The organism is Nocardia sp. NPDC055321 (assembly GCF_053645575.1).
The window spans coordinates 61,900-86,296 of record NZ_JBSHMS010000008.1; the positions used below are offsets into that span (position 1 = coordinate 61,900).

Annotated in this window: 25 protein-coding genes and 1 pseudogene; 14 read left to right on the forward strand and 12 right to left on the reverse strand. The window is 70.2% G+C overall.

Translation table 11 applies throughout. From position 1 onward, the window contains the following. Window positions 1-8 precede the first annotated feature (8 nt). Window positions 9-683, reverse strand: a complete 675-nt coding sequence (locus tag ACWIGI_RS14765; protein ID WP_454202907.1) for a CatB-related O-acetyltransferase — start codon at window positions 681-683, stop codon at window positions 9-11. A gap of 71 nt (window positions 684-754) precedes the next feature. On the opposite strand from ACWIGI_RS14765, the gene alaS reads away from it, so the two are divergent. The 4 genes from alaS to ACWIGI_RS14785 are packed head-to-tail and all read left to right on the forward strand — an operon-like array spanning window position 755 to window position 6,246. Continuing rightward, the gene (alaS, locus tag ACWIGI_RS14770) at window positions 755-3,421 is read left to right on the forward strand and encodes an alanine--tRNA ligase (RefSeq protein ID WP_454202908.1); all 2,667 of its coding nucleotides are present in this window, start codon (window positions 755-757) and stop codon (window positions 3,419-3,421) included. Continuing rightward, a complete protein-coding gene (gene ruvX / locus ACWIGI_RS14775; RefSeq protein WP_454202909.1) occupies window positions 3,421-3,990 on the forward strand; it encodes a Holliday junction resolvase RuvX in 570 nt (189 codons plus the stop codon). The genes alaS and ruvX overlap by 1 nt, the downstream gene beginning before the upstream one ends. Then, on the forward strand, window positions 3,987-5,444 hold the full coding sequence (locus ACWIGI_RS14780; protein WP_454202910.1) for an endolytic transglycosylase MltG: 1,458 nt from the start codon (window positions 3,987-3,989) through the stop codon (window positions 5,442-5,444). Before ruvX ends, ACWIGI_RS14780 begins: the two co-directional genes overlap by 4 nt. After that, window positions 5,419-6,246, forward strand: a complete 828-nt coding sequence (locus ACWIGI_RS14785; protein ID WP_454202911.1) for a shikimate dehydrogenase — start codon at window positions 5,419-5,421, stop codon at window positions 6,244-6,246. The genes ACWIGI_RS14780 and ACWIGI_RS14785 overlap by 26 nt, the downstream gene beginning before the upstream one ends. A 229-nt stretch (window positions 6,247-6,475) precedes the next feature. Here ACWIGI_RS14785 and ACWIGI_RS14790 read toward each other — a convergent pair whose 3' ends face one another. Both ACWIGI_RS14790 and ACWIGI_RS14795 read right to left on the reverse strand, forming a co-directional pair. Beyond that, window positions 6,476-6,967, reverse strand: coding sequence for a DUF3291 domain-containing protein (locus ACWIGI_RS14790; protein WP_454202912.1), 492 nt, complete (start codon window positions 6,965-6,967; stop codon window positions 6,476-6,478). A gap of 13 nt (window positions 6,968-6,980) precedes the next feature. Next, complete coding sequence (locus ACWIGI_RS14795) at window positions 6,981-7,598, reverse strand: helix-turn-helix transcriptional regulator (protein WP_454202913.1); 618 nt, start codon at window positions 7,596-7,598, stop codon at window positions 6,981-6,983. Between the two features lie 136 nt (window positions 7,599-7,734). On the opposite strand from ACWIGI_RS14795, the gene ACWIGI_RS14800 reads away from it, so the two are divergent. The 3 genes from ACWIGI_RS14800 (at window position 7,735) to ACWIGI_RS14810 (ending at window position 10,056) form a co-directional block, all read left to right on the forward strand. Beyond that, window positions 7,735-8,220, forward strand: coding sequence for a B-4DMT family transporter (locus tag ACWIGI_RS14800; protein ID WP_454202914.1), 486 nt, complete (start codon window positions 7,735-7,737; stop codon window positions 8,218-8,220). Between the two features lie 119 nt (window positions 8,221-8,339). Further along, a complete protein-coding gene (locus ACWIGI_RS14805) occupies window positions 8,340-9,017 on the forward strand; it encodes a tetratricopeptide repeat protein (RefSeq protein ID WP_454202915.1) in 678 nt (225 codons plus the stop codon). Window positions 9,018-9,072: 55 nt separating this feature from the next. Next, on the forward strand, window positions 9,073-10,056 hold the full coding sequence (locus tag ACWIGI_RS14810; RefSeq protein ID WP_454202916.1) for a dimethylarginine dimethylaminohydrolase family protein: 984 nt from the start codon (window positions 9,073-9,075) through the stop codon (window positions 10,054-10,056). Window positions 10,057-10,109: 53 nt separating this feature from the next. Here ACWIGI_RS14810 and ACWIGI_RS14815 read toward each other — a convergent pair whose 3' ends face one another. Next, window positions 10,110-11,048: a GlxA family transcriptional regulator gene (locus ACWIGI_RS14815; RefSeq protein ID WP_454202917.1), complete on the reverse strand. Its 939-nt coding sequence runs from the start codon at window positions 11,046-11,048 to the stop codon at window positions 10,110-10,112. A 133-nt stretch (window positions 11,049-11,181) separates the two neighbouring features. Here ACWIGI_RS14815 and ACWIGI_RS14820 point away from each other — a divergent pair, with 133 nt between their 5' ends. Further along, complete coding sequence (locus tag ACWIGI_RS14820) at window positions 11,182-11,943, forward strand: DJ-1/PfpI family protein (RefSeq protein WP_454202918.1); 762 nt, start codon at window positions 11,182-11,184, stop codon at window positions 11,941-11,943. A gap of 5 nt (window positions 11,944-11,948) precedes the next feature. Here the strand turns inward: ACWIGI_RS14820 and aroB are convergent, their stop codons facing one another. The 4 genes and pseudogenes from aroB to ACWIGI_RS14840 form a co-directional block, all read right to left on the reverse strand. Continuing rightward, window positions 11,949-13,067 carry a 3-dehydroquinate synthase gene (gene aroB, locus ACWIGI_RS14825; protein WP_454202919.1) on the reverse strand — a complete coding sequence of 373 codons (1,119 nt, stop codon included), beginning with the start codon at window positions 13,065-13,067 and terminating at the stop codon, window positions 11,949-11,951. 1,037 nt (window positions 13,068-14,104) lie between these two features. Continuing rightward, window positions 14,105-14,623, reverse strand: a pseudogene (locus ACWIGI_RS14830) (shikimate kinase); the annotation flags it as partial. Next, entirely contained in the window at window positions 14,620-15,828 is a 1,209-nt protein-coding gene (aroC, locus tag ACWIGI_RS14835) for a chorismate synthase (protein ID WP_454203137.1), read from the reverse strand. The pseudogene ACWIGI_RS14830 and the gene aroC, both read right to left, overlap by 4 nt. Window positions 15,829-15,912: 84 nt before the next feature. Continuing rightward, a complete protein-coding gene (locus tag ACWIGI_RS14840) occupies window positions 15,913-16,374 on the reverse strand; it encodes a prepilin peptidase (RefSeq protein WP_454202920.1) in 462 nt (153 codons plus the stop codon). A gap of 151 nt (window positions 16,375-16,525) precedes the next feature. On the opposite strand from ACWIGI_RS14840, the gene ACWIGI_RS14845 reads away from it, so the two are divergent. The 4 genes from ACWIGI_RS14845 to ACWIGI_RS14860 are packed head-to-tail and all read left to right on the forward strand — an operon-like array spanning window position 16,526 to window position 19,081. Further along, entirely contained in the window at window positions 16,526-17,650 is a 1,125-nt protein-coding gene (locus ACWIGI_RS14845; protein ID WP_454202921.1) for a M24 family metallopeptidase, read from the forward strand. A 60-nt stretch (window positions 17,651-17,710) separates the two neighbouring features. Next, a complete protein-coding gene (efp, locus tag ACWIGI_RS14850; protein WP_354991739.1) occupies window positions 17,711-18,274 on the forward strand; it encodes an elongation factor P in 564 nt (187 codons plus the stop codon). 19 nt (window positions 18,275-18,293) lie between these two features. Next, on the forward strand, window positions 18,294-18,806 hold the full coding sequence (gene nusB / locus ACWIGI_RS14855) for a transcription antitermination factor NusB (protein ID WP_354991738.1): 513 nt from the start codon (window positions 18,294-18,296) through the stop codon (window positions 18,804-18,806). Between the two features lie 17 nt (window positions 18,807-18,823). Next, a complete protein-coding gene (locus tag ACWIGI_RS14860) occupies window positions 18,824-19,081 on the forward strand; it encodes a YciI family protein (protein ID WP_454202922.1) in 258 nt (85 codons plus the stop codon). Window position 19,082: 1 nt separating this feature from the next. Here the strand turns inward: ACWIGI_RS14860 and ACWIGI_RS14865 are convergent, their stop codons facing one another. Then, window positions 19,083-19,946 (reverse strand): SDR family oxidoreductase, encoded by an 864-nt coding sequence (locus ACWIGI_RS14865; protein WP_454202923.1) that lies wholly within the window; start codon window positions 19,944-19,946, stop codon window positions 19,083-19,085. Window positions 19,947-20,068: 122 nt separating this feature from the next. Next, window positions 20,069-21,043: a quinone oxidoreductase family protein gene (locus ACWIGI_RS14870; protein WP_454202924.1), complete on the reverse strand. Its 975-nt coding sequence runs from the start codon at window positions 21,041-21,043 to the stop codon at window positions 20,069-20,071. A 223-nt stretch (window positions 21,044-21,266) separates the two neighbouring features. On the opposite strand from ACWIGI_RS14870, the gene ACWIGI_RS14875 reads away from it, so the two are divergent. Further along, entirely contained in the window at window positions 21,267-21,851 is a 585-nt protein-coding gene (locus ACWIGI_RS14875; RefSeq protein ID WP_454202925.1) for a TetR/AcrR family transcriptional regulator, read from the forward strand. Between the two features lie 128 nt (window positions 21,852-21,979). Continuing rightward, the gene (locus tag ACWIGI_RS14880; protein ID WP_454202926.1) at window positions 21,980-23,332 is read left to right on the forward strand and encodes a lipase family protein; all 1,353 of its coding nucleotides are present in this window, start codon (window positions 21,980-21,982) and stop codon (window positions 23,330-23,332) included. Between the two features lie 16 nt (window positions 23,333-23,348). Here ACWIGI_RS14880 and ACWIGI_RS14885 read toward each other — a convergent pair whose 3' ends face one another. Together ACWIGI_RS14885 and ACWIGI_RS14890 are read right to left on the reverse strand one after the other, a co-directional pair. Beyond that, a complete protein-coding gene (locus tag ACWIGI_RS14885) occupies window positions 23,349-23,714 on the reverse strand; it encodes a DUF4333 domain-containing protein (RefSeq protein ID WP_454202927.1) in 366 nt (121 codons plus the stop codon). A 37-nt stretch (window positions 23,715-23,751) separates the two neighbouring features. Then, a complete protein-coding gene (locus tag ACWIGI_RS14890) occupies window positions 23,752-24,396 on the reverse strand; it encodes an NUDIX domain-containing protein (protein ID WP_454202928.1) in 645 nt (214 codons plus the stop codon). Between the last annotated feature and the right edge of the window lies 1 nt (window position 24,397).

The window sequence follows — 24,397 nt, forward strand, 5'->3', positions numbered from 1 at the left end:
GCGCGGGCTCAGTCGAGAATCAGATCGTCCCGGAACAGCCCGTTGTCCCGGGCGATCTGCTCGATCTCCTTCGGCGTACCCGCCATGATCGTGCGCACGTGCGCGGTCACCAGCTCCACGGGCCAGTCCCACCACGCCGCGCGGCGCAAACGGGCCACGTCCTCGTCGTCGAAGCGCTGCTTGACCGGCTTGGCCGGATTGCCGCCGACGATCGTGTACGGCGGCACATCGGCCGCCACCACCGCACCCGTGGCGATGATCGCGCCGTCGCCGATGCGCACGCCCGGCATGATCAGCGAGTTGAACCCGAACCACACGTCGTTGCCCACCACGGTGTCGCCGCGGCTCGGGATCGAGGTGAGGATGTCCATGGTGTCCGCGGCCCAGGTGCCGCCGAAGATGGTGAACGGGAAGGTCGACACCCCGGCCGTCGGATGATTGGCCCCGGCCATGATGAACCGGGTGCCGGTGGCCAGCGCGCAGTACCGGCCGATGATCAGCTTCTCGGGCCCGAAGGCGTAGAGCACGTTGTTGCGCTCGAACTCGGTCGCGGCATCGGGATCATCGAAGTAGGTGTAATCGCCCACCTCTATATTGGCCGCCTCGATGAAGGGCTTCAGGAAGATCGTGCGATCGGTGTGCGGGAGCGGATAACGGACGTCGGGATCGGGAATCTCTGGCACCTCCGTGATGCTAGCCACCCGGCCGGAGTCGGGGAAAACCCGCTGGACCGGGACCGGTAGGCTGGATAGCTGTGCAGACCCACGAGATTCGCCGACGCTTCCTGGAGCATTTCGTCCGTGCCGGACATACCGAGGTGCCCAGCGCCTCGCTGATCCTGGCCGACCCCAACCTGCTGTTCGTCAACGCGGGCATGGTCCAGTTCGTGCCGTATTTCCTGGGTCAGCAGACCCCGCCGTTCACCACCGCGACCAGCGTGCAGAAGTGCGTGCGCACCGGCGACATCGAGAATGTCGGCATCACCACCCGGCACAACACCTTCTTCCAGATGGCCGGCAACTTCAGCTTCGGCGACTACTTCAAGCAGGGCGCCATCGAGTTCGCGTGGTCGCTGCTCACCAAGAGCGTCGAGGACGGCGGCTACGGCTTCGACCCCGAGCGGCTGTGGGTCACGGTCTACCTCGACGACGACGAGGCCGAGCAGATCTGGCTGAAGATGGGCGTGCCGTCCGAGCGCATCCAGCGCCGCGGCATGGCCGACAACTACTGGTCCATGGGTATCCCGGGACCGTGCGGCCCGTGTTCGGAGATCTACTACGACCGCGGTCCCGAGTACGGCATCGAGGGCGGCCCCGAGGCCGACGAGGATCGGTACATCGAGATCTGGAACCTCGTGTTCATGCAGAACGAGCGGGGCGCCGGGCGCGGCAAGGACGACTTCGAGATCCTGGGACCGCTGCCCAAGAAGAACATCGACACCGGCATGGGCGTCGAGCGCGTCGCGTTCCTGCTGCAGGGCGTCGACAACGTCTACGAGACCGATCTGCTGCGCCCGATCATCAACAAGGCCGAGGAACTGACCGGCCGCAACTACGGCGTCGACCACGCCGACGACGTGCGCTTCCGCGTCATCGCCGACCACGCCCGCACCGGCGCGATGCTCATCGCCGACGGCGTGAACCCGGGCAACGACGGCCGCGGCTACGTGCTGCGCCGGCTGCTGCGCCGCATCGTGCGCTCGGCCCGCCTGCTCGGCGCCGAGAAGCCGGTCATGGGCGAGTTCATGAAGATCGTCAGCGATCTCATGGCCCCCTCGTACCCGGAACTGGCCACCGACTACAAGCGCATCGAAACCGTCGCCGTCGGTGAGGAATCGGCGTTCCTGCGCACGCTGAGCACCGGCTCCAAGCTGTTCGACGACGCCGTCTCCGAGGTGAAGGCCCAGGGCGGCAAGACGATCAGCGGCACCGAGGCGTTCACGCTGCACGACACCTACGGCTTCCCGATCGACCTGACCCTGGAGATGGCCGCCGAGGCGGGCCTGCAGGTCGACGAGACCGGCTTCCGCAACCTCATGGCCGAGCAGCGGGCGCGCGCCAAGGAGGACGCGTACTCGCGCAAGCAGGGTCACGCCGACCTCACCGTCTACAAGGAATTCGTCGACCGCGGCGCCACCGAGTTCACCGGCTTCGACGAATTGGCCACCGAGGCAACGGTGCTCGCCATCATCAAGGACGGCGTGCGAGTGCCGGTGGCCGAAGTGGGCCAGGACGTGGAGATCATCCTCGATCGCTCGCCGCTGTACGCCGAGTCCGGCGGCCAGATCGCCGACCGCGGTTCGATGAGCTCCTCGCACGGGCTGAAGGTGCGCGTCAACGACGTGCAGAAGATCGCCAAGAAGGTGTGGACACACAAGGCCACCATCGAGGCGGGACAGCTCACCGAGGGCGACACCGTGCTCGCGCAGGTCGATCCGGCCTGGCGGCGCGGCGCCACCCAGGGCCACACCGGCACCCACATGGTGCACGCCGCGCTGCGACAGGTCCTGGGCCCCAACGCGGTTCAGGCGGGCTCGCTCAACAAGCCCGGCTACCTGCGCTTCGACTTCAACTGGCAGGGCGCGCTCAGCGACCAGCAGAAGTCCGACATCGAGGCCATCTCGAACGATGCCGTCGCGGACGACTTCACCGTGAACACCTTCGTCACCGATCTGCCCAGCGCCAAGAAGATGGGCGCGATGGCGCTGTTCGGCGAGAACTACGGCGACGAGGTTCGCGTGGTGGAGATCGGCGGGCCGTTCTCCATGGAATTGTGCGGCGGCACCCACGTGCAGCACTCCTCGCAGATCGGCCCGATCACCCTGCTCGGTGAGTCGTCGGTCGGTTCGGGCGTGCGCCGCGTGGAGGCGTTCGTCGGCCTGGACTCGTACAAGTACCTCGCCAAGGAGCGGGCGCTGCTGGCCGGTCTGGCCTCCTCGCTCAAGGTGCCCTCGGACGAGGTGCCCGGGCGCGTGGAGCAGCTCGTCGAGCGACTCAAGGTTGCCGAGAAAGAACTCGAGCGCACCAAGATGGCCGCGGTGCTGTCCTCGGCGGGCACGTTCGCCGAGCAGGCCCAGCGCGTGGGCAAGGTGCTGCTGGTCGCGGCCGCGGCCCCCGAGGGTGTCGGCGCGGCCGATATTCGCACCCTGGTGCAGGACATCAAGGGCCGCTTGGGCTCCGAGCCGGCCATCGTGGTGCTGCTCGGCAACGACGGAGGCAAGGTTCCGTTCGTCGTCGCGGTCACCAAGGCGGCGCAGGATCTGGGCGTCAAGGCCGGGGATCTGGTCGCCAGCTTCGGTCCCAGCATCGCGGGCCGCGGCGGCGGCAAGCCGGAGATGGCACAGGGCGCGGGCACCGATCCGTCCGGTATCGAGGCCGGTCTGACGGCTGTGCGGGCGCGGGTGGCCGAGCTCGCCGGCTGATGTCCAATCAGTCCGAATTCTCGGATTCGCGAACACCGGCCGTCGAGCGATCGGCGAGTTACAGCGCCGATCGCCCGACCCCCGGCGAGGATCCCGGCCGGGGTCGCCGCATCGGCATCGACGTGGGCACCGTCCGCGTCGGCGTCGCCTCGAGCGACCCGGACGGCCTGCTCGCCACGCCGGTGGAAACCGTTCCCAAGGCGAAGAAGGTCGCCCCCGGGACCCTGGCCCCCGATCTCGCGAGAATTGCCGAGATTGTGCGGGAGTACGAGGCCGTGGAAGTAATCGTCGGCCTGCCGCGCACCTTACGCGGTGAGAGTGGCTCGTCGGCTAAGCTGGCGGCCACCTTCGCGGGGCGTTTGCGGACTTTGATCGCACCGGTGCCGGTGCGACTTTCCGACGAACGTTTGACTACGGTGTCTGCTGCACGCGCGTTGCGGGACAGTGGAGTTCGCGCGCGCGGGCAGCGGCAGGTCATCGATCAGGCGGCCGCCGTGTCGATCCTGCAAGGATGGTTGGACGAACGGAGTGCGCTATTGAAGCCGCGCGGTGATGGTGATACCGCATGACCGACCGCTGGACCCGGGCCGAGGAACGCTACCGGCAGAACGCTGAACGTCGTTACCGCAGAGACGACCTGGACTGGCCGGACGCGGACGACGACGAGGACGACACCACCGTCATCCCCCGGTACGAGGACGACGACGAGTACGACGACGAGCCGTACCTCGAGCCCGAGCCGCCCCGTCGCGCCGCGCCGCAGCGCGCCGACCGGGGCCGTCGCGCGCCCGCCGCCGGCGCGAAGTCGCGCGCGGGTGGCAAGTCGGGTGGGTCGCGTCCCAAGCGTTCGCGTGCGGCCTCGCGCAAGGCCGCCGAGCGCAAGCGCCGCCGTCGCAACATGGTCGTCATCGCTTCGGTGTTCGTCGTGCTGTTCGTGGGCGCGGTGGGCTTCGCGGCGTGGAAATTCATGAACCGCTTCACCCCGGCCGAGGATTTCGCCGCGGGTGAGTCCGGCGCGCTGGTCGTGGTGCAGGTCAAGTCCGGTGACACCGCCACCCAGATCGCCGAATCCATGTACGACAAGGGTGTCGTCGCCAGCAGCGCCGCCTTCTACGAGGCCGCGGTGCAGAACAGCGGCATGAACTCGATCCAGCCCGGCTACTACGCGATTCCCACCCGCAGCAAGGCGTCCGAAGCGGTCACCACGCTGGTGGGGACCACCTCCCGGGTCGGCAACGTGGTCATCTCCGAGGGCAGGCAGCTGCACGACTCGAGCGACGTGAACACCGGCGCGTCCAAGGAGGGCATCTACCGCAAGATCGCGGCGGCCAGCTGCGTCGGCACCGGCGCCGCGAGCAAGTGCCTCACCTACGAGCAGCTCGAGGCGGCCGGCGCCAACACCGACCCGGCGGCGCTCGGGGTGCCGGCGTGGGCGTTGGACCGGGTGCGGCAGGTACCCGATCGCAGTCGTCAGCTCGAGGGCTTGATCTCGGCGGGCACCTGGGATTTCGATCCCAGCGCCACCCCCGAGGGTGTACTGAAGTTCCTGGTCTCCGAGAGCGCCAAGAGCTACGAGTCGACCGGTCTGCTGCAGTCCGGGGGCGGCAAGCTCAGCCCCTACGAGATGCTCATCGGCGCGTCGCTGGTGGAGCGCGAGGCGCTGCCGCCGGACATGTCCAAGGTGGCGCGGGTGATCGTGAACCGCCTGGAGGTCGATCAGCCGCTGCAGTTCGACTCCACCGTCAACTACAGGCTCGACAAGACCGAGGTCGCCACGACCGACGCCGATCGCGCCCGCAAGACGCCGTGGAACACCTACGCCATGGCCGGACTGCCCGCCACGCCCATCTCGTCCCCGTCGCTGGATGCCCTGCGCGCCATGGAGAATCCCGAACCGGGCACGTGGCTGTACTTCGTGACGATCGACAAGAAGGGCACCACCCTCTTCACCGAGAGTTACAGCGAGCATCTGCGCAACATCGAAAAGGCACAGCAGAGTGGAATTCTCGACAGTGGGCGGTGAGGTTCGCAAGGCGGCCGTGCTCGGCAGCCCGATCGCGCACTCGCGCTCACCGCAACTGCATCTGGCGGCGTACCGCGCGCTCGGGCTGAACTGGACCTATGAGCGGGTCGAGTGCACGGGTGAGCAGCTGCCCGGATTCGTCGACGGGCTCGGGCCGGAGTGGGTCGGGCTGTCGGTGACCATGCCGGGCAAGGTCGCCGCGCTCGAGTACGCCGACGAGCGCACCGAGCGGGCGGAGCTGGTGGGCTCGGCGAATACGCTGCTGCGCACCGCGACCGGATGGCGTGCGGACTGCACCGACGTCGACGGCGTGCGCGGTGCGCTGCAGGGCGCGGGCGTCGAGGAGATTGCCCGCGCGGTCGTGCTCGGCGCGGGCGGTACCGCGCGCCCGGCGCTGCTGGCGCTGGCGGAACTGGGCGCGCACACGGTCACCATCGTCGCCCGCGACAAGGGCCGCGCGGCGGACACCCTGGAACTCGCCGAGCGCCTGGGCATGTCGGCCGAGATCATCGACTTCGACGCGGACGCACTGGGTTTCGTCTGCGCCGAGGTGGACGCGGTGGTCAGCACGGTGCCGGCCGCCGGGGCGGCGGGCGTGGCGGACGCGGTGGCGCAGGCGCCCGTGGTGCTGGACGCGATCTACAACCCGTGGCCGACGCCGCTCGCGGAAGCGGTGCAGCGGGCCGGGAACACGGTGGTCAGTGGGCTGGAGATGCTGCTGCAGCAGGCGTACGGGCAGGTCGAGCAGTTCACCGGCGAGCCCGCGCCGCGCGCGGAAATGGCTGCGGCACTGGCGGAATGAGGGCCCGGGGCGAGTCCCCGGAAGCAGGACACAGGAACGGCGTCGCGTGATCGCGGCGCCGTTCGCCGTGGTCCGGCGGGCGTCCGGCCGTGATGGTTCCGGTCGGTGAGCCGGCGTCGATCCCGTCGCGTCGGCCCTCGGGTCACTCGCGGTCGGCCACGGTGGTCCGGCGGGTCGATCGGGCGAGTGCGGGCGTCTGCCACCTTGTGCGGGACGGATTTCCGCGAGTTCAGTCCGGCGCGCTCGCTGTTGTGTCCGCGGAGATCTGTACGGCGGCAGGGGGTTCCGGATCGAAGGCGTGCCGGAAGGTGAAGGCGTGCGGGGTCGGGCCGTGCTCGCGCAGGTGGGCCAGGCGGCCCATGGCGTCCTCGAGGGTCGGCAGTTCGCCGGTGGGCACCCACCACAGCACCGTGAAGACCTCGCCGAGCGAGACGAACCATTCGCGGCGGCGGCGCACGAAATCCATGTGGCCGCTGCGGTAGACGTAGTCGAACAGGGTCTCGCGCGATTCCCACAGGCTCATGTTCACGAGCAGGTCGGGATCGTCGTAGGGCCGCAGCGTCGTCGCGTCGTTGGAATCCTTGTCCACCAGCCGCCAGACGAATCCGGGGGAGCGTTCGGCCAGGGCGTTGATCGAGTCGAGTCCGGCGTAGAAATCGGCCACGCGCGGGTCACCCTGCGGGGCGACCAGGCGGCCGATGTTGAGCTGTGCGAGGTGCATACCCGGACTATAACTAATCACCGCTTGTTTTAGAGAACGATACGCAACACCGGCCGGGCGCCGCGTCCATCCGCGCGGTCCAGCCCGCCTCGGCGGCGACGGGTTCGAGCAGGGCCAGGTTCATGCCGCACACCAGCGGCGGGAAGTCCGCGGCGAGGCGATGGAAAGGGCAGTTGCGCAGCCGGATTCGAGTCCCGTCCAGGTACGGCTCGTAGCCGCGCTCGCGCAGCACGTCGAACAGTTCGCGCCCGTCGAGGCGCGGCCCGTGCGCGGCGGCGGCCGCCTCGATGGCCGTCTCCAGTCCGGCGTGCTCGGTGACCTCGGCGAGAATCGTCGCGGCGGTGCGGTAGTCGCGCTGCGGGAGCAGGACCGCGAACTCGGCGTCGGCGCGCCGGTAGAACTTCGCGGGACGCCCCGAACCCGGTCCGGTCCGGCCCTCGGGGCGGCGGAACACCGCGTCCAGCAGCCCGGCCTCGGCCAGCTTGTCCAGATGGAAGGCCGCCAGCGGTCGTTTGATCTCCACCGCGGCGGCGGCCTCGTTCCGGCTCACATCGTGATCGGCGGCCGCGACGTAGTCGTACAGGCGGCGGCGGATCGGGTCCTGCAGCAGGGCGACGGCTTCGATGCTCACCCGGTCTTTTGTAGCAGCGTGCGGTCCCATCGGGCCCGGTCGCGGTCGCCCCTGCGCGTCGAAATCCGACGAACCGGCTAAAGTTCTGGAACGAGTTTCAATTCCGTGAACCGGTTCGCAGGTTAAGGTGATCATCATGAATGCGTGGGTGTTGCGCGCCGTGGCTTTGGGAGCGCTGACCGTTGTGCTCCGGACCGTGCTCGGCCTGGCGATGATTAACTGGCCGACCAACGGCGCCTGGATGCGGATGTTGTGCCTGATCGTCCTGCTCGCCGCCGTCGTGGGCTGGGGAGTGCTGGACGGCCGCGCCGATCGTCGTGCCAACCCCGATCCCGAGCGCGGCACGGACCTGACCATGCGCTGGCTCAAGGCCGGCGTGGTCGGCGGCATCGGCGCCGGCGTGGTCGCGTGGATCCTGGACTTCGTGCCCAAGTTCGACCTCGGCGACAACGGGCTGCTGTTCGAGGTCAGCTCCGGCGCCTCCTTCATCATTCTGCTGATCTTCATCCCCGGCGTGATCGGCGTGACCATCGGCCGCTACCTGGCCGGGCGCGAGTCCAAGGGCAATGCCAACGCCTCGGCCGACACCGTCGTCCTGAACAAGGAGTCGGCTTCGGTCTGACACCCGGCACCGAGCGCAGCGAACGCCACGGCGGAAGCCCGCCGTGGCGTTCGGCGTTCGCGGGGGTCGCGCCCGCCGGTATCCTCGGCTCCGACCGAAACGGAAGGGGCCGGGGGACAGTGAGTGTGGCGATGCAGGAGGCGTTCGAACGGGCCGACGCGCTCGAGCGCCGGGGTGACACGGCCGAGGCCGTGCGAGTGTTCGAAGAGCTGGCGGCGAGCGAATACGGACCGGCGCTGTCCAGGCTGGGTCTGATCGCGGTCGAGAGCGGTGACGAGGCGAGCGCCGAGAGCTGGTGGGAACGGGCGGCTGCGGCCGGCCACGCGGCGGCGATGTTCAACCTCGGGCTGCTCGCGGACAACCAGTCCCGCCCGGCGGACAGCGAGCGCTGGTTTCGCGCGGGCGCGGCGGCGGGCGACACCGACGCGGCCTTCAACCTCGCGCACCTGCTCGAGCGGCGCGGGGACACCCGCGAGGCCATCGAGTTCTACCGGGTGGCAGCGGCCGCGGGCGATGTGAAGGCCATGTACAACGTCGGCAGTCTGCTGTTCGTGGACCGTGGCAAGTTCGACTACGGCGACGAGTACCGGACCTGGTGGCAGCGCGGGGCCGACGCCGGTGAGATGCACAGCGCGTACAGCCTCGCCGTCGCGTACGAGGTGATCGATCCGGCCGCGGCGGGGCCGTTGTTCCGCGCGGCGGTCGCGGCGGGACATCCCAAGGCCGCGGCCCGAGCGGAGGCCTTCGAGAACGGGTTCTGGCCGGACGGGCGGCCGCATATTCGCGGGTTGTTCTGACACCGGCGGCGAGGGAACGGTGAACTTGGCGCCGGCGCGTTTAGGGTCCGATCACATGGCCGATGAAACCGTGAACGTACTCGTCGAGAGCGAATTCGCCCCGCTGCGTACCGTGGTGGTCTCGCGGTGTGAATTCCGGGCTCCGGACGACGCGGCGATTCTCGGGCATTCGATGCCCGTCGAGGCGAGCGCCGTCGAGATCCTGGAAGCGGTGTGGGGCAGGGACTTCGGCGCGGTCTATCCCGACAAGCAGCGGCGCTGGGAGGCCGAGCGCGACGAACTCGCGGCGGTGCTGCGCCGGCACGGCGTGGAGGTGCTGCGGCCGCGGCTGTTCACCGACGACGAGAAGGCCGCCGCGGGCCCGGTCGGGTACGCCAACTTCTTCGTGCGTGATCCCTGGTTCACCGTCGGCGACCACGTCATCGAGGGTGTGCTGCAGTTCCCGCACCGGCGGATGGAAGTGCTGCCGAGCCGGGACCTGCTACTCGATCGAGTGCTGCCGTCCGCGGCGCGGTACGTGTCGCTGTTGCAGCCCGGCAAGGCGCCGCTGGGACACCCGGGCCCCGGGCCCTTCCTGGAGGGTGGCGACGTGCTGGTGCTCGGGGAGCACGTGTTCGTCGGGCTGTCCGGCATGGCCAGCGACGCACTCGGCTGCCGCTGGCTCGCGAAGTACCTGGAACCCTTCGGGCACACCGTGATTCCGGTCCGCCTGCCCGCGCACGTGCTGCACCTGGACTGCGCGCTGGGCCTGGTGCGCGACGGCCTGCTGATCGCCTGCCCGGACCGGCTGCCCGACGGCCTGCCCGCCCCGCTGCGCGACTGGGAGGTAATCGAGGTCAGCGAGGACGAAGCCGCGGCCATGGCCACCAACGGCCTGCCCATCGACGAGCGCACCTACATCACCGACCCCGAATTCGCCAGGGTCGGAACGGAACTGCAGAACCGCGGCATCGCCGTGGAGTACATCGACTTCTCGGTGTCACGGCTGTTCGGCGGCGCGTTCCGCTGTTCGACCCAGCCGCTGCTGCGCGCGGGCTGAGAGGCCACGACTCAGCGCCGGGGCGGCCCGGCGCGGCCGAAAGACGTTCCGGCTCAGCGGAAAGCCCGCCGATACGCGCCCGGGCTCACCCCGGTCGTGCGTTTGAATCGCTCGCGAAATCCCGCGGCGGAACCGAATCCGACGCGGTCGCCGATGTGCTCGACCGAATCGGAGCTGGTCTCGAGCAGTTGCTGGGCGCGCCGGACGCGGGCCCGGTGCACCCACTGCAGGGGCGTGCTGCCGGTCTGCTCCGCGAAACGGCGCAGCAGGGTGCGATCGCTCACCCCGGCGTGCGCGGCGATATCGGCGAGTGTCAGTGGGCGAGCGAGGTTTTCCTGAATCCAGCGCAGCGTCGGCTCCAGTCCGGCACCCGCCGGGATCGGGACGTGATCGTGCGGGATGAACTGTGCCTGACCGCCTTCGCGTTCGAGGGGCATCACCGCCTGGCGCGCGGCGTCGGCGGCGACGGCGGAACCGTGATCGCGGCGAATCAGGTGCAGGCACATGTCGACTCCCGCCGCCGCCCCGGCGGAGGTGAGGAACCGGCCGTTGTCGACGTACAGCACATTGGGATCGACCTCGATCCCGGGATGGCGGGCGGCCAGCAGCTCGGCCGCCATCCAGTGCGTGGTCGCGCGCAGGCCGTCGAGCAGGCCGGTGGCCGCGAAAGGGAAAGCGCCCGAACAGATCGACGCGATCCGGGCGCCGCGCGCGGCGGCCGCGACCAGCGCGGCGCGGCAGTTCTCCGGGAGCGCGGCGGTGGGGCGGGCGATGCCGGGAATGATGATCGTGTCGGCTTCGGCCAGCGCGTCCAGGCCCCGATGGGCGCGCAGCGTGAAGGTCCCGGTGTCGATATCGGGTGTCTCGGCGCACACGAGCACCCGATAGCACGGGTCGCCGCCGGGCAGTCGGGCCCGGCCGAAGGCCTCGACCGGGGTCGCCAGATCGAAGGGGATCACGCCGTCGAGCGCCAGAACAGCCACCGTGTGCACGATCCGAACATACGGGCGGCGGCGATAATCCATCGAATGCTGTCGCCAATGCCACTGGGGCGGTCCGGGCCCGGCGCATAGCGTCGATCGCGAGCGAACGAGACGAGTTCGCACCGACCGCCCGGAGGCATCCATGACCGGCGCCACGCCGCAGCCCGACCGTGTTCAGATCGCCATCCTGGCCTATCCGGGGATGACGGCCCTGGATTCGATCGGGCCCTACGACGTCCTGCGCGGACTGCCGGGCGCCGAGATCCGTTTCGTCTGGCACGAACCCGGCCCGATCGTCACCGACAGCGGGGTGCTGGTGCTGGCCGCGACGCACTCGCTCGACGAGACGCCCGCGCCCGACATCGTGCTGGTGGGCGGATCGATTCCGGCCACCATGGCCACCGCCGCCGACGAGAAGGTGCTGGCGTGGCTGCGCCGCGTGCACGAGCACACCACCTGGACCCTGTCGGTGTGCAGCGGTTCGATCATCCTGGCCGCCGCGGGCCTGCTCGACGGGCAACCCGCGACCTCGCACTGGGCCGCCCAGCCGCTGCTGACCGGGCTCGGCGCGAAACCACAGCGCGACAGGCGGATCGTGCGATCGGGCAAGATCGTGACCGCCGCCGGGGTGTCCGCGGGCATCGACCTGGGCCTGTGGCTGATCGGTGAGATCGCCGGACCCGATCGCGCCCGGGCGGTGCAGCTGGCGATCGAGTACGACCCGCAGCCGCCCTACGACAGCGGCCATCCGAGCAAGGCCGACGCGCGGACCAGGTCCGCCGCCGCCCGCCTGACCAAGGATCTGGCCACGCCCCGCGAGCTCGGCGGTGAGTTCCTGAACGGCTCGAAAGTGCTGTGGGCCGGTGCGATTCGCCGGGCGCGGGCCCGCTTCGCACGCGCGTGACCGGGCTACAGCAGGATCGCGCCGCCGGCCGGGGTGCCCTCGCGGGCGATCGCGGAGTAGGCGGCGGCAAGTAGTGACGGGTCGGGGCCCTCGAGGCGGCCGGGCTTGGCCAGGCCGTCCAGGACCACGAAGCGCAGGACACCGGAGTGGGTCTTCTTGTCGCCCTGCATGCTGTCCATGAGCTGGGGGAGCGCGTCGGCGTCGTAGGTGGTGGGCAGGCCGACGCTCTCGAGCACCGCGCGGTGACGCTCGGCGGTGGCGTCGTCGAGGCGACCGGCCAGGCGGCCGAGCTCGGCGGCGAAGACCAGGCCCACCGACACGGCGGCGCCGTGGCGCCAGCGGTAGCGCTCGCGGCGCTCGATGGCGTGGCCGAGAGTGTGGCCGTAGTTCAGGATCTCGCGCAGATCCGATTCCTTGAGGTCGGCGGCGACCACGTCGGCCTTGACCTGGATGGCGCGGCGGATGAGTTCGGGCAGCACCGTGCCGGTCGGGTCGAGGGCGGCTTCGGGATCGCGCTCGATGAGTTCGAGGATCACCGGGTCGGCGATGAAACCGGCCTTGATGATCTCGGCCATACCGGCGACGATCTCGTTGCGCGGCACGGTTTCCAGGGTCGCCAGGTCGACGAGGACCGCGGCGGGCTCGTGGAAGGACCCGACCAGGTTCTTGCCCGCCTCGGTGTTGATGCCGGTCTTGCCGCCGACCGCCGCGTCCACCATGGCCAGCAGGGTGGTCGGCACGTGCACGATGGCCACGCCGCGCATCCAGGTGGCGGCCACGAAACCGGCCAGGTCGGTGGCCGCGCCGCCGCCCAGGCTGATGATGGCGTCCTTGCGGGTCAGCCCGATCCGGCCCAGCACCTCCCAGCAGAATCCGGCGACCTGCAGGTCCTTACCGGCCTCGGCGTCGGGGATCTCGATGCGGTGCGCGTCGATGCCCTTGTCGGCGAGCGCCTTTCGCACCACCTCGGCCGTCTCGGCCAGCGGCGGCTGATGGAAGATCGCGACCGTGCGCACGCCGTTCCGCCCGGTGACCTCCTCGACCAGATCGCCGAGCAGACCGCGCCCGATGATCACCGGATACGGGTCTGCGGTGCGGACCTCGATGCGGGTCGGCTCGCTCATGGGTGCTGCTCCGATTCTCGTGAAGGTGTGTCTGGTGTCTGCTCGCCGTTGGCCCGCGCCCGGGCGCGGGCCCGCCGCGCTCTGGCTCGGCGCGATCGCCCGGCCCCGGGTGTGGCCGGGCCGCCGGCGCCGGGCCGCGTCTCGCCCGCGTTCGGCTGTCCGCCGCCTGAATCCGGCTGTCCAGCAGCCGAATCCGCGCTGCGGTCGGACCCCGGGCCGGTGACCGACCCGGCGGCGGGGGTGGAACCCGGACCGGTGTCGGAGCGAGAACCTGTGGCGGACGGCGAGTCCGCACCAGTGGCTGGACCGCCGTCCGACGCCGCGGATCGTCCCGTGGTGGAGGAGGGATCACTCGGCGAGCCGGTCGCCCCGGCGCGACTGTTCCCGGATTCCGGTGCGGCGGTACCCGGGTGGGCATCCGCGTCGCCGGAAGCGCCGGTGTTTTCGCCGTGGACCCCGGCCGCGGGACCCGCGGGGCGGCGGCCACGGCGGCGGCCACGACGGCTGCGGGTGCCGGACGCGCCGGTGTTCGCCGCGTCGGTGGCGCCCGGCTCGACCGGGTCGGATCGGTCGGCGTCGGACCGAGTTGCCGCGGTGCGTGTTTCGGCGGGGGCGTCGAGGGCCGCGGTGCGGACGGCATCTGCTCCGGCGGCGGTCGCGGGTCGGGGAGCCGGGGTCGTCGCCTCGGTTCCGGGTACCGCCGTGCCGGTCGCGGCTTCGGCCGATTGCGCACCGGGCACGGGCTGCGCGTTCTTGCGGCCCCGCCCGCGTCCGCGCCGGCGGCGGGGTTTGGCCGTGCTCGTCGCGGCGTCGGCGGCGTCCGGGCCGCCGCCCGCGTCGGAACCGGACTGCTCCGGAGCCGAAACCGGCTCGCCGCCGGACGTATTCGGCGCGGTGGCGGCCTGTTGCGACTCACCGCGACCCCGGCCGCGGCGTCGCCGCCGCCGGGAGCGGGAGCGGCCGGTCGAGCCGGGTTCCGCGGCGGGCGTGGGCATCTCGATGACGAGTTCCTCGGGCGGGAGGGTGGACTCCAGGCCGAGTTTGCCCAGGATCATGCGCACCACGCGGCCCGGGCTGCGACCGTCGGTGCGCACGCGCACCGAGGCCACCTCGCGGTACAGCGGGCGGCGGATCTTCATGAGCTCGCGGTATTTGGCCGCCGGGTCGTCGCCGTTGAGCAGCGGGCGGTTGGTGCTGGCCCCGGTGCGCCGAAGTCCTTCGCCCACACTGATTTCCAGGTAGACGACGGTGCGCCCGCGCAACAGTTCGCGGGTGGCGGCAGAGAGCACCGAGCCGCCGCCGAGCGAGACGATGCCGTGCTCGGCCAGCACGGCCGCGCGCACCACTTCTTCCTCGATGCGGCGGAATTCGGGTTCGCCGTCCTGCGCGAAGATCTCCGGGATGGTGCGCCCGGTCTCCTCCTCGATCCCGGCGTCGGTGTCATAGAGGTCCACGCCGAGTTCGCGGGCGAGCTTACGGCCGATCGTCGACTTGCCCGCGCCGGGCGGACCGACCAGGACCACGCTCGGTGGTCGTTGGTCGGCTGCCTCTGTCACTGTGGCGCGTTGCCCGAGGGCACGTGCGGGCGCGCGTTGATTCGCTTCACATAGCTGGTGATGTTGTCGACGGTCTCGGCCAGGGAGTCGCCACCGAACTTCTCCAGCACGGCCTGCGCGACCACGAGCGCGACCATGGCCTCGGCGACCACGCCGGCGGCGGGCACCGCGCACACGTCCGAGCGCTGGTGGATGGCGACGGCCTCGTCGCCGGTGGACATGTCGACCGTGGCCAGCGCACGCGGCACGGTGGAGATGGGCTTCATGGCCGCGCGCACCCGCAGGGCCTCACCGTTGGTCATACCGCCCTCGAGACCGCCCGCGCGGTTGGTCGAGCGCAGCACCCCGTCGGGGCCGGGCTTCATCTCGTCGTGCGCCTGGCTGCCGCGCCGGCGCGCGGTCTCGAAACCGTCGCCGACCTCGACGCCCTTGATGGCCTGAATGCCCATGAGGGCGGCCGCGAGTCGCGAGTCCAGGCGCGCCTCACCGCTGGTGAACGAGCCCAAGCCGACGGGCAGCCCCTCGATCACGACCTCGACGACACCGCCGAGGGTGTCGCCGTCCTTCTTGGCGGCCTCGATCTCGGCGATCATGGCGGCTTCGGCGGCCTTGTCGAACGCGCGCACCGGGCTCTCGTCGATGGCGGCCAGATCCGCGGCCGAGGGCACGAAACCGGTGGTGTCGGCGGCCGCGCCGATCGAGATCACGTGCGAGATGACCTCGACCCCGAGCGCCTGGCGCAGGAAGTTCTTGGCGACGGTGCCCGCCGCGACGCGGGCGGCGGTCTCGCGGGCGCTCGCGCGCTCGAGGACGTTGCGGGCGTCGTCGAAGCCGTACTTGAGCATGCCCGAGTAATCGGCGTGCCCGGGGCGCGGGCGGGTGAGCGGGGCGTTGCGCGCGAGTTCGGCGAGCTCGTCGGCGTCGACCGGGTCGGCGGACATGACCTGGGTCCACTTGGGCCACTCGGAGTTCGCGACCTCGACGGCGACCGGGCCGCCCATGGTGCGCCCGTGGCGCACGCCACCGACGAGGGTGACCGCGTCGGCCTCGAACTTCATCCGGGCGCCACGGCCGTAGCCGAGTCGGCGCCGCGCCAACTGTGCGGCAACATCGGCAGAGCTCACCTCGACTCCGGCCACCATCCCCTCGAGGATCGTGACAAGAGCAGGACCATGGGATTCCCCGGCAGTTATCCAGCGCAACACGGAATACATCTTTCCATGGGAATCCCGTTACCCGGACACGCAGGTCCGGCGCGAGCCCGCGGCCGGTGCCGGGCGGCGACCCGTTCACGCTGCGGCGAACAGCGCCAGCAAACTCGCCGCGCACATGGCGGGGCCGTGCGGGAGCGGGCGGGCGGGCGGCGCGGATTCCGGAGAATCCCGTGGTCGCGCGGCCCGTGCGCGCAGTTGCGCGACACCGGCGAGGGCGGTGAGCGCGGGTGCCCCGAGCGCGGCCCAGACCCACACACCCGCGCCGCCGAGCGCGGTCGCCGCTCCCAGACCAGCGGCGAGTTTCACATCTCCGGCCCCGAGCGCCCCGGGTGCGCAGAGATGAACCAGTAGATAGGGACACGCCAGCAGCAGTGCCCCGGCCGCCGCCGTGACGCCCCGGCCCAGCAGCGCGCCGCAGCCGAGCACCGCGAGGAACCCGGGCAGGGTGAGCGCGTTCGGCAGCCGGCGCTCGCGGACGTCGATCCAGCTCAGCAGCGCGCACCAGCCGGTGAGGATCAGCAGCAGCGGAATTCGCATGTGCCGAGCGTGCGCCGATCCCGGCCCGTTCGGTCGCCCGGTACGCGAAATGTGGACAACCTCTTGGCATGTGAACACCGCAGGTTTCGCCTACACCCCGATTGACGTGTTGCATGTCCGGGATGCCGCGTGTCGGCGGTAACTTTGACGCATGTGTGCTGACCACGATCCGGCCGGTCGCCCCGACTACGCGGTGCGCCGGGCCAACCTGCGGAACCTGCTGGTCGAGAACCGCGTCGACGCGTTGCTGGTGACCGACCTGATCAACATCCGGTACCTCACCGGCTTCACGGGTTCCAACGCCGCCCTGCTGGTCTACGCCTGGGACAGCGGCGAGGATCGCACGGTGCTGTGCACCGACGGCCGGTACATCACCCAGGTCGGCGAGCAGGCCCCGGATCTGCGCGCGGAGATCAATCGCGCCAGCGCCCGCCGGGTCATCGAGATCGCGGGGGAGTGGCAGACCGGCAGGGTCGGGTTCGAGAGCCACATCGTCACCGTCGATCAGCATCGCGGCTTCGTGAATCAGGGCTGCGGCCTGGACCTGGTGCCGATCGCGGGGCTGGTCGAACAGCTGCGCATGGTCAAGGACGCGGTCGAGGTGGAGTTGCTGCGGCGGGCCTGCGACGCGGCCGACGCGGCGCTGGCGGTGTTGCTCGAACGTGGCGGGATCCGCCCGGGCCGCACCGAACGCCAGGTCGCGCGGGAACTGGAATGGCTCATGTTCGAGCACGGCGCGGACGCCATCTCCTTCGAGACCATCGTGGCGGCGGGCGCGAATTCGGCCGTGCCGCATCACCGTCCGACCGAGGCCGTGCTGGCCGCCGGCGACTTCGTCAAGCTCGATTTCGGCGCGACGGTCGCGGGCTACCACTCCGACATGACCCGCACGGTCGTGCTGGGACAGCCCTCGGAGTGGCAGCGCGAGATATACGACCTGGTGCACGCCGCACAGCGGGCGGGTTGTGAGGCGCTGGCCCCGGGCGCGTCGACCCGGGCGGTGGATCGGGCCGCGCGATCGGTGATCGAGGCGGCGGGCCACGGCGCGCTCTTCGTGCACGGCCTCGGACACGGGGTAGGACTGCAGATCCATGAAGCGCCCGGACTCGCCAAAACGGGCACGGGTACACTTCTCGATGGCGTGGCGGTGACCGTCGAGCCAGGTGTGTATTTCCCCGGCCGTGGCGGAGTCCGGATCGAGGATACGCTCGTGGTTCGCCAAGGGGGCCCGGAGCTGCTCACCCGCACCAGCAAAGACCTTACCGTCGTCGAATGACGTCGGTTTGCCAGCACGGCGAGCCGTGAATGGAAAACGAGAACAGGAGATCCGAGGACAGTGGCGGATACCAGCGACTTCAAGAACGGCCTCGTGCTGAAGATCGACAATCAGCTGCAGCAGATCGTCGAGTTCCAGCATGTGAAGCCCGGTAAGGGTCCCGCCTTCGTGCGCACCAAGCTGAAGAACGTCGTGTCCGGCAAGGTTGTCGACAAGACCTTCAACGCCGGCGTCAAGGTGGAGACCGCGACCGTCGATCGTCGCGACATGACCTTCCTGTACCACGACGGCTCGGACTACATCTTCATGGATGGCGACACCTACGACCAGATTCATCTGGGCGAGCAGCTCCTGGGCAAGAGCGCCGGGTTCCTGCTGGAGAACATGGGTGTGCAGATCGCGATGCACGAGGGCGAGGCGCTGTTCGTCGAGCTCCCGGTCTCCATCGAGGCCGTGGTCACCCACACCGAGCCGGGCCTGCAGGGCGACCGCTCGAGCGCGGGCACCAAGCCCGCCACCATCGAGACCGGCGCCGAGATCCAGGTCCCGCTGTTCATCAACGTGGGCGACAAGCTCAAGGTCGATACGCGCGACGCGTCCTACATCTCCCGCGTCAACTCCTGACGCGCGGAGAATGGTGACCGTGGCCAATCAGCCCCAGGACAAGAAGCCGGGCTTCAAGAAGCTCGGCGCACGGCACAAGGCCCGCCGCCGTGCCGTGGATCTGCTCTTCGAGGCCGAAGCTCGGGATATCGATCCCGCCGAGCTGCTCGCCGAACGCGTATCGCTCTCGGTGCGTGACGATTCGGTGGCCCCGGTGAATCCGTACACCCGCGTGCTGGTCGAAGGCGTCGCCGACGACCTGGACCGGGTGGACGGCACCATCGAGTCCTATCTGCAGGATTGGACGCTGCCCCGGCTCCCCGCCGTGGACCGCGCCATTCTGCGGGTGGCGGTGTGGGAGTTGTTCCACGCCAACGACGTCCCGCCCGTGGTGGCCGTGGACGAGGCGGTGGAGCTGGCCAAGGAGCTGTCCACCGACGATTCCCCCTCGTTCATCAACGGGGTGCTCGGCCAGGTGGTGACGGTGGCCCCGCAGGTGCGGGCCGCGGCCGCCGCCACGCGCGCGCCGCGCGCGGGCGACGAGCAGCAGTAGCGAAGGAGAAGCGCAGGGTGCGCAAGTATCTGGTTCTGGCCATGCGCACCCCGCGCTTCGATTCGGCTGTGGCGCAGCCACATCGCGAATGGCTCGACGCCGTTCGCTCCCGCGGCCAATTGGTCGAGACGGGCAAGTTCACCGACGGTTCCGGTGGCGCGTACGTCATTCTCGCCGAATCTCTCGACGCCGCACGGGATCTGGTTCTCACCGATCCGATTCACACCACCGGCGCGTCCGAACTCACCGTCTACGAGTGGGAAATCACCGGCTGATTCAGTGGTGGTGCTGGTGTTCCTCGACCCAGCCGCCGGTGAGCATCTGTACCGCCGAACCGTCCAGGTCCGCGAGCTTCACACCGGTGAATCCCCGTGCCCAGGAAGAGGTTTGCACCCGGAACGCGGGTTCCTCGGCGGTCAGCGTCGCGATGACGGTCGCCGCCGCCTCATCCGACGTCTGGGCGTTGCGGAAGGCTCCGACCGTGCGTTCGACATAGTGCTGCAACGCGGGCGCGTACGGCCCGGCGGCGGCGACCATGGCGGGGATGTCCAGCTGCTGTCCCGCGATGAATTCGCTTGCCACCGCGCCGGGTTCGACCACCGAGACCTTGACGCCCACGGTGGCCGCCACCGGGGCGAGCGATTCCATGAACCCCTCGACCGCGAACTTGGCCGCGCAGTACGCCTCGTTGAACGGCTGCCCGATCACGCCCCCGACGCTGGTCACGGTGATGATCCGCCCGCCGGATTCGCGCAGCAGCGGCATGGCGGCGCGGGTGACCTCGACGGCGCCGAAGTAGTTGACCTCCATGGATTTACGGATGAAGTCCATGCTCATCTGCTCGACGGTGCCGACGAAGCCCGCCCCCGCGTTGTTGATCACCGCGTCCAGCCGCCCGTGCTCGGCGACGACCTTCTTCAGGCAACTCGCGATCGAATCCGGTTCGGTCACATCCAGTTCCTCGACCTGTAACCGCTCGGCGACCCCGGCCCGCTCGGCCGCGTCCCGTAAGTCGCCGTCCCGCCCGGTGTCACGCATGGTCGCCACCGTGTGCCATCCGGCGTCGGCGGCCGCGACCGCGGCGGCCAGCCCGATACCCGAGGAGGTGCCGGTAATGAGAACGATCTTCGAGCTGCCCATCGGGGCCTCGCTTCCGGACTCGTGATTCGACACTGCTGTCGCTGGTACGCACTCTATGCGCGGCGCCGAGGATATTCGGGCATTCCGTCCGGCCGGACCGATTCGCCGGTGACAACGGTGCGTCAGTTGCGCGGGCGCAGCACGATCGTGCCTTCGGCGGACCGGTCGGCGATGAGTTGATGGGCCGCGGCGGCCTGGTTCAGGGGGAGCACGCGATCCAGGAGCGGGGTGAGGGTGCCGGTCGCTGCGCGTTCGAGGGCGGCGGAGCGGGCGGCGTCCACTCCGGCCAGCCAGGCCGGGCCGGAGCAGCCGGTCAGGGTGAGGCCGCGCATGATCAGGTCCATGGCGGTTACCTGGGCGGGGGCGCCGCTGAGGAAGCCGTAGGAGAGCATGCGGCCGTGCAGGGGGGTCATGAGATCGAGTAGGGCGGTGGCGGATTCGCCGCCGATCGAGTCGAAGACGACGTCGAGGGTCGTGGCGCCCAGTAGGGCGCGCAGGTGCCGGGGCCAGTTCGGGTCGTTGTGGTCGATCACCTCGTCGGCGCCGTTGCGGCGGGCCAGGTCGGCCTTGGCGGGGCCGCCGGCGGTGGCGATGACGCGCGCCGCGCCGAATTCCTTGGCGAGCTGGGCGAGGTAGCCGCCGACGCCGGTCGCGGCGGCCTGGATCAGGACGGTTTCGGTGCCGTTCAGGCGGGCGGCGGCGAGCAGGGGCAGGGCCACCGAACCGCTCATGGTGACCGCGGCGGCGTCGTCGAAGGAGAGGTTGTCCGGGATAGTCACCGCGGCCGCGGCGGGCACGCACACCTGTTCGGCGTAGGTGCCGAAGCTGTTGCTGCTCACCATGACCCGCTGCCCGAGCAGCGCCGGGTCGGCGCCCGCGCCCAGGTCGGTGACCACGCCCGCGGCCTGGGTGCCGAAGATCAGCGGCAGCGGCATCGGCAGGGGGAACGCGCCCGAACGGAGCATGGTCTCGGGGAACAGCACGGGGATCGCCGCGGTGCGCACCGCGATATCGCCCGGTCCGGGGGTGGGCGCGGGGACCTCCCGGGCCTCCAGCACCTCGGGTCCACCGGTCGCGGTCATGACGATTGCCTGCATGTGACATCCTTAACTGGACTGACGGTCAATATGTGTCAGCGACAATATGGACCGGCGGTCAAGTTGTCAACGGTCGTTCGTGCGCGGCTGTGCCGCCCGCGGGCACGCTCACGGGTTGCCCGATGGCGGCCGGTCCCGGTGTGTCCCGGCATAATCCGGCTGACGGTTTCCCGCGCCCGCGGTGTGGCGGACCGCGTCCGACCGATCCGACAGAGGTGGAGAGATGTCCGCTGACCAGCCGAAAGAGCGCGCCGACGCCGCGCGCAACCGGCGCGCGATCCTCGACGCCACTCGCGCCCTGCTCGCCGAGCACGGCGGGGAGGCGCTCACCATGGACCGGGTCGCCGTGGCCGCCGGGGTCGGCAAGGGCACGATCTTCCACCGGTTCGGCAGCCGCGCCGGCCTGCTCTACGCCCTGGTGGCCGAGCCCGCCGAAACCCTCATGGCCGCGATCGCGTCCGGTCCGCCGCCGCTGGGCCCCGGCGCGCCCGCCCCCGATCGCCTGCTCGCCTTCTTCGACGCGATGACCCTCATGATGGCCGACAACGTCGAATTGATGGCCGCCTACACCGGGTCCGCGATGCCGCCCCATCCCCGCACGGCCGAGTTCCATACGACCTGGGACAACCACATCACCGTTCTGCTGGGCGAGGCGCGCCCCGACCTCGATGCCCAGGCCGCCGGTCGCCTGCTGTTCAGCTCCGTCGGGTCGGAGGTGGCCCGGGCCATGGTCCGAGCCGACGAGGTCGACCGGCTGCGGACGGCGATCCGCCAGCTGGTGGAATCGGTCCTGCGCCAACCACTCTGAGCGCACCGCCGAATTCGGCCGTTCGACCGAGAATCCCCTGGCGAATTGGTGAAACCTGTTACAGTTTCGCCGCGAAGGGGGAGATGTCGATGTCTGCTGTACATGAATATTTCTGCAGGACAAAGGGTTTGGCGCGGGGGGTGCTGCTGCCGCTGGTAGCGCTGGCCCTGGGCGCGGGGGTGATGGCCGCGCCCGCGATCGCCGTCCCGAACACCACGGACCCGTTCTACACCCCGCCCGCGGAATACGAGGCGGCCCGGCCGGGCGAGATCCTGCGCAGCCGTCCCATCCAGGCGAGTTACTTCCAGGCCATACCGCTGCCGGTGCAGGCGTGGCAGCTGCTGTACCGCACCACCAAGGCGGACGGCAGTCCGTACGCCGCGGTGACGACCGTGCTGAAACGTACCGGCGCGGAACAGCCTTCGACCCTGCTCTCCTTTCAGAACATGACGGACGCGGTCGCGCCGCACTGCGCGCCGTCGCAGATTCTGCTCCAGGGGCAGGTGCCCTGGATCGATCCGTCGAGCCCAGGGCCGATCAAGCTCGGCACCATGGCCAACGACACCCCGCTGGTCGTCGCGGCGCTGGTGCGCGGCATGGCGGTGTCGGTGCCCGACTTCGGGGGGATCGATAACAACTTCATGACCCCGCGTGATCCCGGATTCGCTGTGCTGGACGGTATTCGGGCCGCCGAGGACTTCGAGCCCTTCGGGCTGCCCGGCCGTGATACGCGCGCGCTGCTGTGGGGCTACTCCGGCGGCGCGATCGCCAGTGCCTGGGCGTCGCAGGAGCAGCCGACCTACGCGCCCGAACTCGATATCGCCGGTGCGGCACTCGGTGGCCCGGTGGGCGATCCGCGCGCCACGCTCGAGGCCATCAACGGCAAGGCCATGCTCGGCGGGCTGGTGCCGGTGGTGTTCAGCGGCCTGGTGCACGAATCACCCGCCGCCGCGGACGCGGTGAACAGGTACCTCACCCCCGAGGGGCAGCAGCGGATCGCGGCGGCGGCGGGCAATTGCACCCCGCAGAACATGGTCGACAACTACGGGTTCGACGTGACCCGCTATCTCACCGTCCCGCCGACCGACCTGCTGAACGACCCGGTGATCAGCGCGGCCCTCGAGGCGATGAAACTGGGCACGGTCGCACCCTCGATCCCGCAGTACGTCTACAACTCGGTCGAGGACGAGGGCGCCCTGATCGCGGGTGTCGACGGCCTCGTCGAGCGCTACTGCGCGGCGGGCACGCCGGTGACCTACCGCCGCGAGACGATGCCGATGCCGGTCTCCGCCCACACCCTCGAGTGGTTCATCGGCGCTCCGGCGGCCCTGGCCTGGCTGGAGGCGCGGGCGGCCGATCCCACCGACCCGACCGGCTGTGACGTCCGGACCGTGCCGACCACGATCACCGACCCCGAGGCCCTGAACAACCTGACCGCCGGAATCATGGCCGGGCCGCTACGGCTGCTGCTGGGATTCTGAGGGTGCGTGCCGGGGATTACGAGGGCCGCCCGACCTCGTAGGTGCCGTCCGAATCCTTGATGAGAATGATGACGGTCTTCGGTGCGCCCGCGACCTTGAGTGTGCACGCGTACTCCGAGCCCGGTGTGACCGGCATCCGTTCGGGGCAGCGAACATTGGCGACATCGTCGATGCCGTAGCTGTCGTTCAGCACCTTGGTGATTCCGCGTGCGGCGCTGTCGGGGTCCAGTCGATCGGGCGCGCCGACCGAGCCCAGATCGATTCCGCCGCCGATCGGTTCGGGCGCGCCGGCGTGCGCGACGCCCGGCAGCACGCACGCGGCCAGCACCCCCGTGGAGGCGAAGACGGTGATGGCGGCGGTGCGAAATGCGTTGTGGTGCACGGGTCCCCTTCGATCAGAGCTGTCGACACCGTTGACGTTATCGGTTGATCGACTCGGCCGCGTCGAAGGCCCACATCGCGGCCGGGCGGCCGGTCGCTTTCACGCGCACGCGTTCGCCGGTTCGGGCCAGGCCGGGGCGGGCGGCGAGGGTGCGGTTCAGGTTCCCGGGGTCGGGGCGTTCGCCGGCCAGGGCCGCGGTCAGTTCGACCGCGCGGGTGGCGGGGAACTGTTCGCCGATCAAGGGGCGCGTGAACGTCAGGTTCTTCCAGAGCATTTCGGCGAAGATGATCCGGGCGGTGCCCAGGATGCGGTTGTGGTCGAAGGCCAGGGGCGGCACGTCGTCGAACGACCACCAGGATGCGGTGTCGCCGTCGTGCTCGCCGATGACCGCCCACATGGCGATGGACAGGGTCGGCCCGCGCGGATCGCGATTCGGTTCGTCGAAGGTCGCGACCTGACCGACGGCCAGGATGGCGTCCGCGGGCACCCCGAGTTTGGTGTGCACCGCCCGGCGCGCGGCGGCGTCGAGTCGCTCCCCGCGATCGAGCAGCACGCCGGGCAGCGCCAGCTCACCGGCGAACGGCTCCCACGCCCGGGGCGCGACCCCGAGGGTCAGGGTGGGGTCGTCGGGCCCGTAGCGCAGGGCGATGACATCGATGGATACCGCGGACTGTTGCTCCACA

Coding starts and splice junctions, on each gene's coding strand:
- ruvX (WP_454202909.1), top strand. CDS start 3,421: ATGTCCAATCAGTCCGAATTCTCGGATTCGCGAACACCGGCCGTCGAG.
- ACWIGI_RS14780 (WP_454202910.1), top strand. CDS start 3,987: ATGACCGACCGCTGGACCCGGGCCGAGGAACGCTACCGGCAGAACGCT.
- ACWIGI_RS14790 (WP_454202912.1), bottom strand. CDS start 6,967: ATGCACCTCGCACAGCTCAACATCGGCCGCCTGGTCGCCCCGCAGGGT.
- ACWIGI_RS14800 (WP_454202914.1), top strand. CDS start 7,735: ATGAATGCGTGGGTGTTGCGCGCCGTGGCTTTGGGAGCGCTGACCGTT.
- ACWIGI_RS14810 (WP_454202916.1), top strand. CDS start 9,073: ATGGCCGATGAAACCGTGAACGTACTCGTCGAGAGCGAATTCGCCCCG.
- ACWIGI_RS14820 (WP_454202918.1), top strand. CDS start 11,182: ATGACCGGCGCCACGCCGCAGCCCGACCGTGTTCAGATCGCCATCCTG.
- aroB (WP_454202919.1), bottom strand. CDS start 13,067: ATGAGCGAGCCGACCCGCATCGAGGTCCGCACCGCAGACCCGTATCCG.
- ACWIGI_RS14840 (WP_454202920.1), bottom strand. CDS start 16,374: ATGCGAATTCCGCTGCTGCTGATCCTCACCGGCTGGTGCGCGCTGCTG.
- ACWIGI_RS14845 (WP_454202921.1), top strand. CDS start 16,526: ATGTGTGCTGACCACGATCCGGCCGGTCGCCCCGACTACGCGGTGCGC.
- ACWIGI_RS14865 (WP_454202923.1), bottom strand. CDS start 19,946: ATGGGCAGCTCGAAGATCGTTCTCATTACCGGCACCTCCTCGGGTATC.
- ACWIGI_RS14870 (WP_454202924.1), bottom strand. CDS start 21,043: ATGCAGGCAATCGTCATGACCGCGACCGGTGGACCCGAGGTGCTGGAG.
- ACWIGI_RS14875 (WP_454202925.1), top strand. CDS start 21,267: ATGTCCGCTGACCAGCCGAAAGAGCGCGCCGACGCCGCGCGCAACCGG.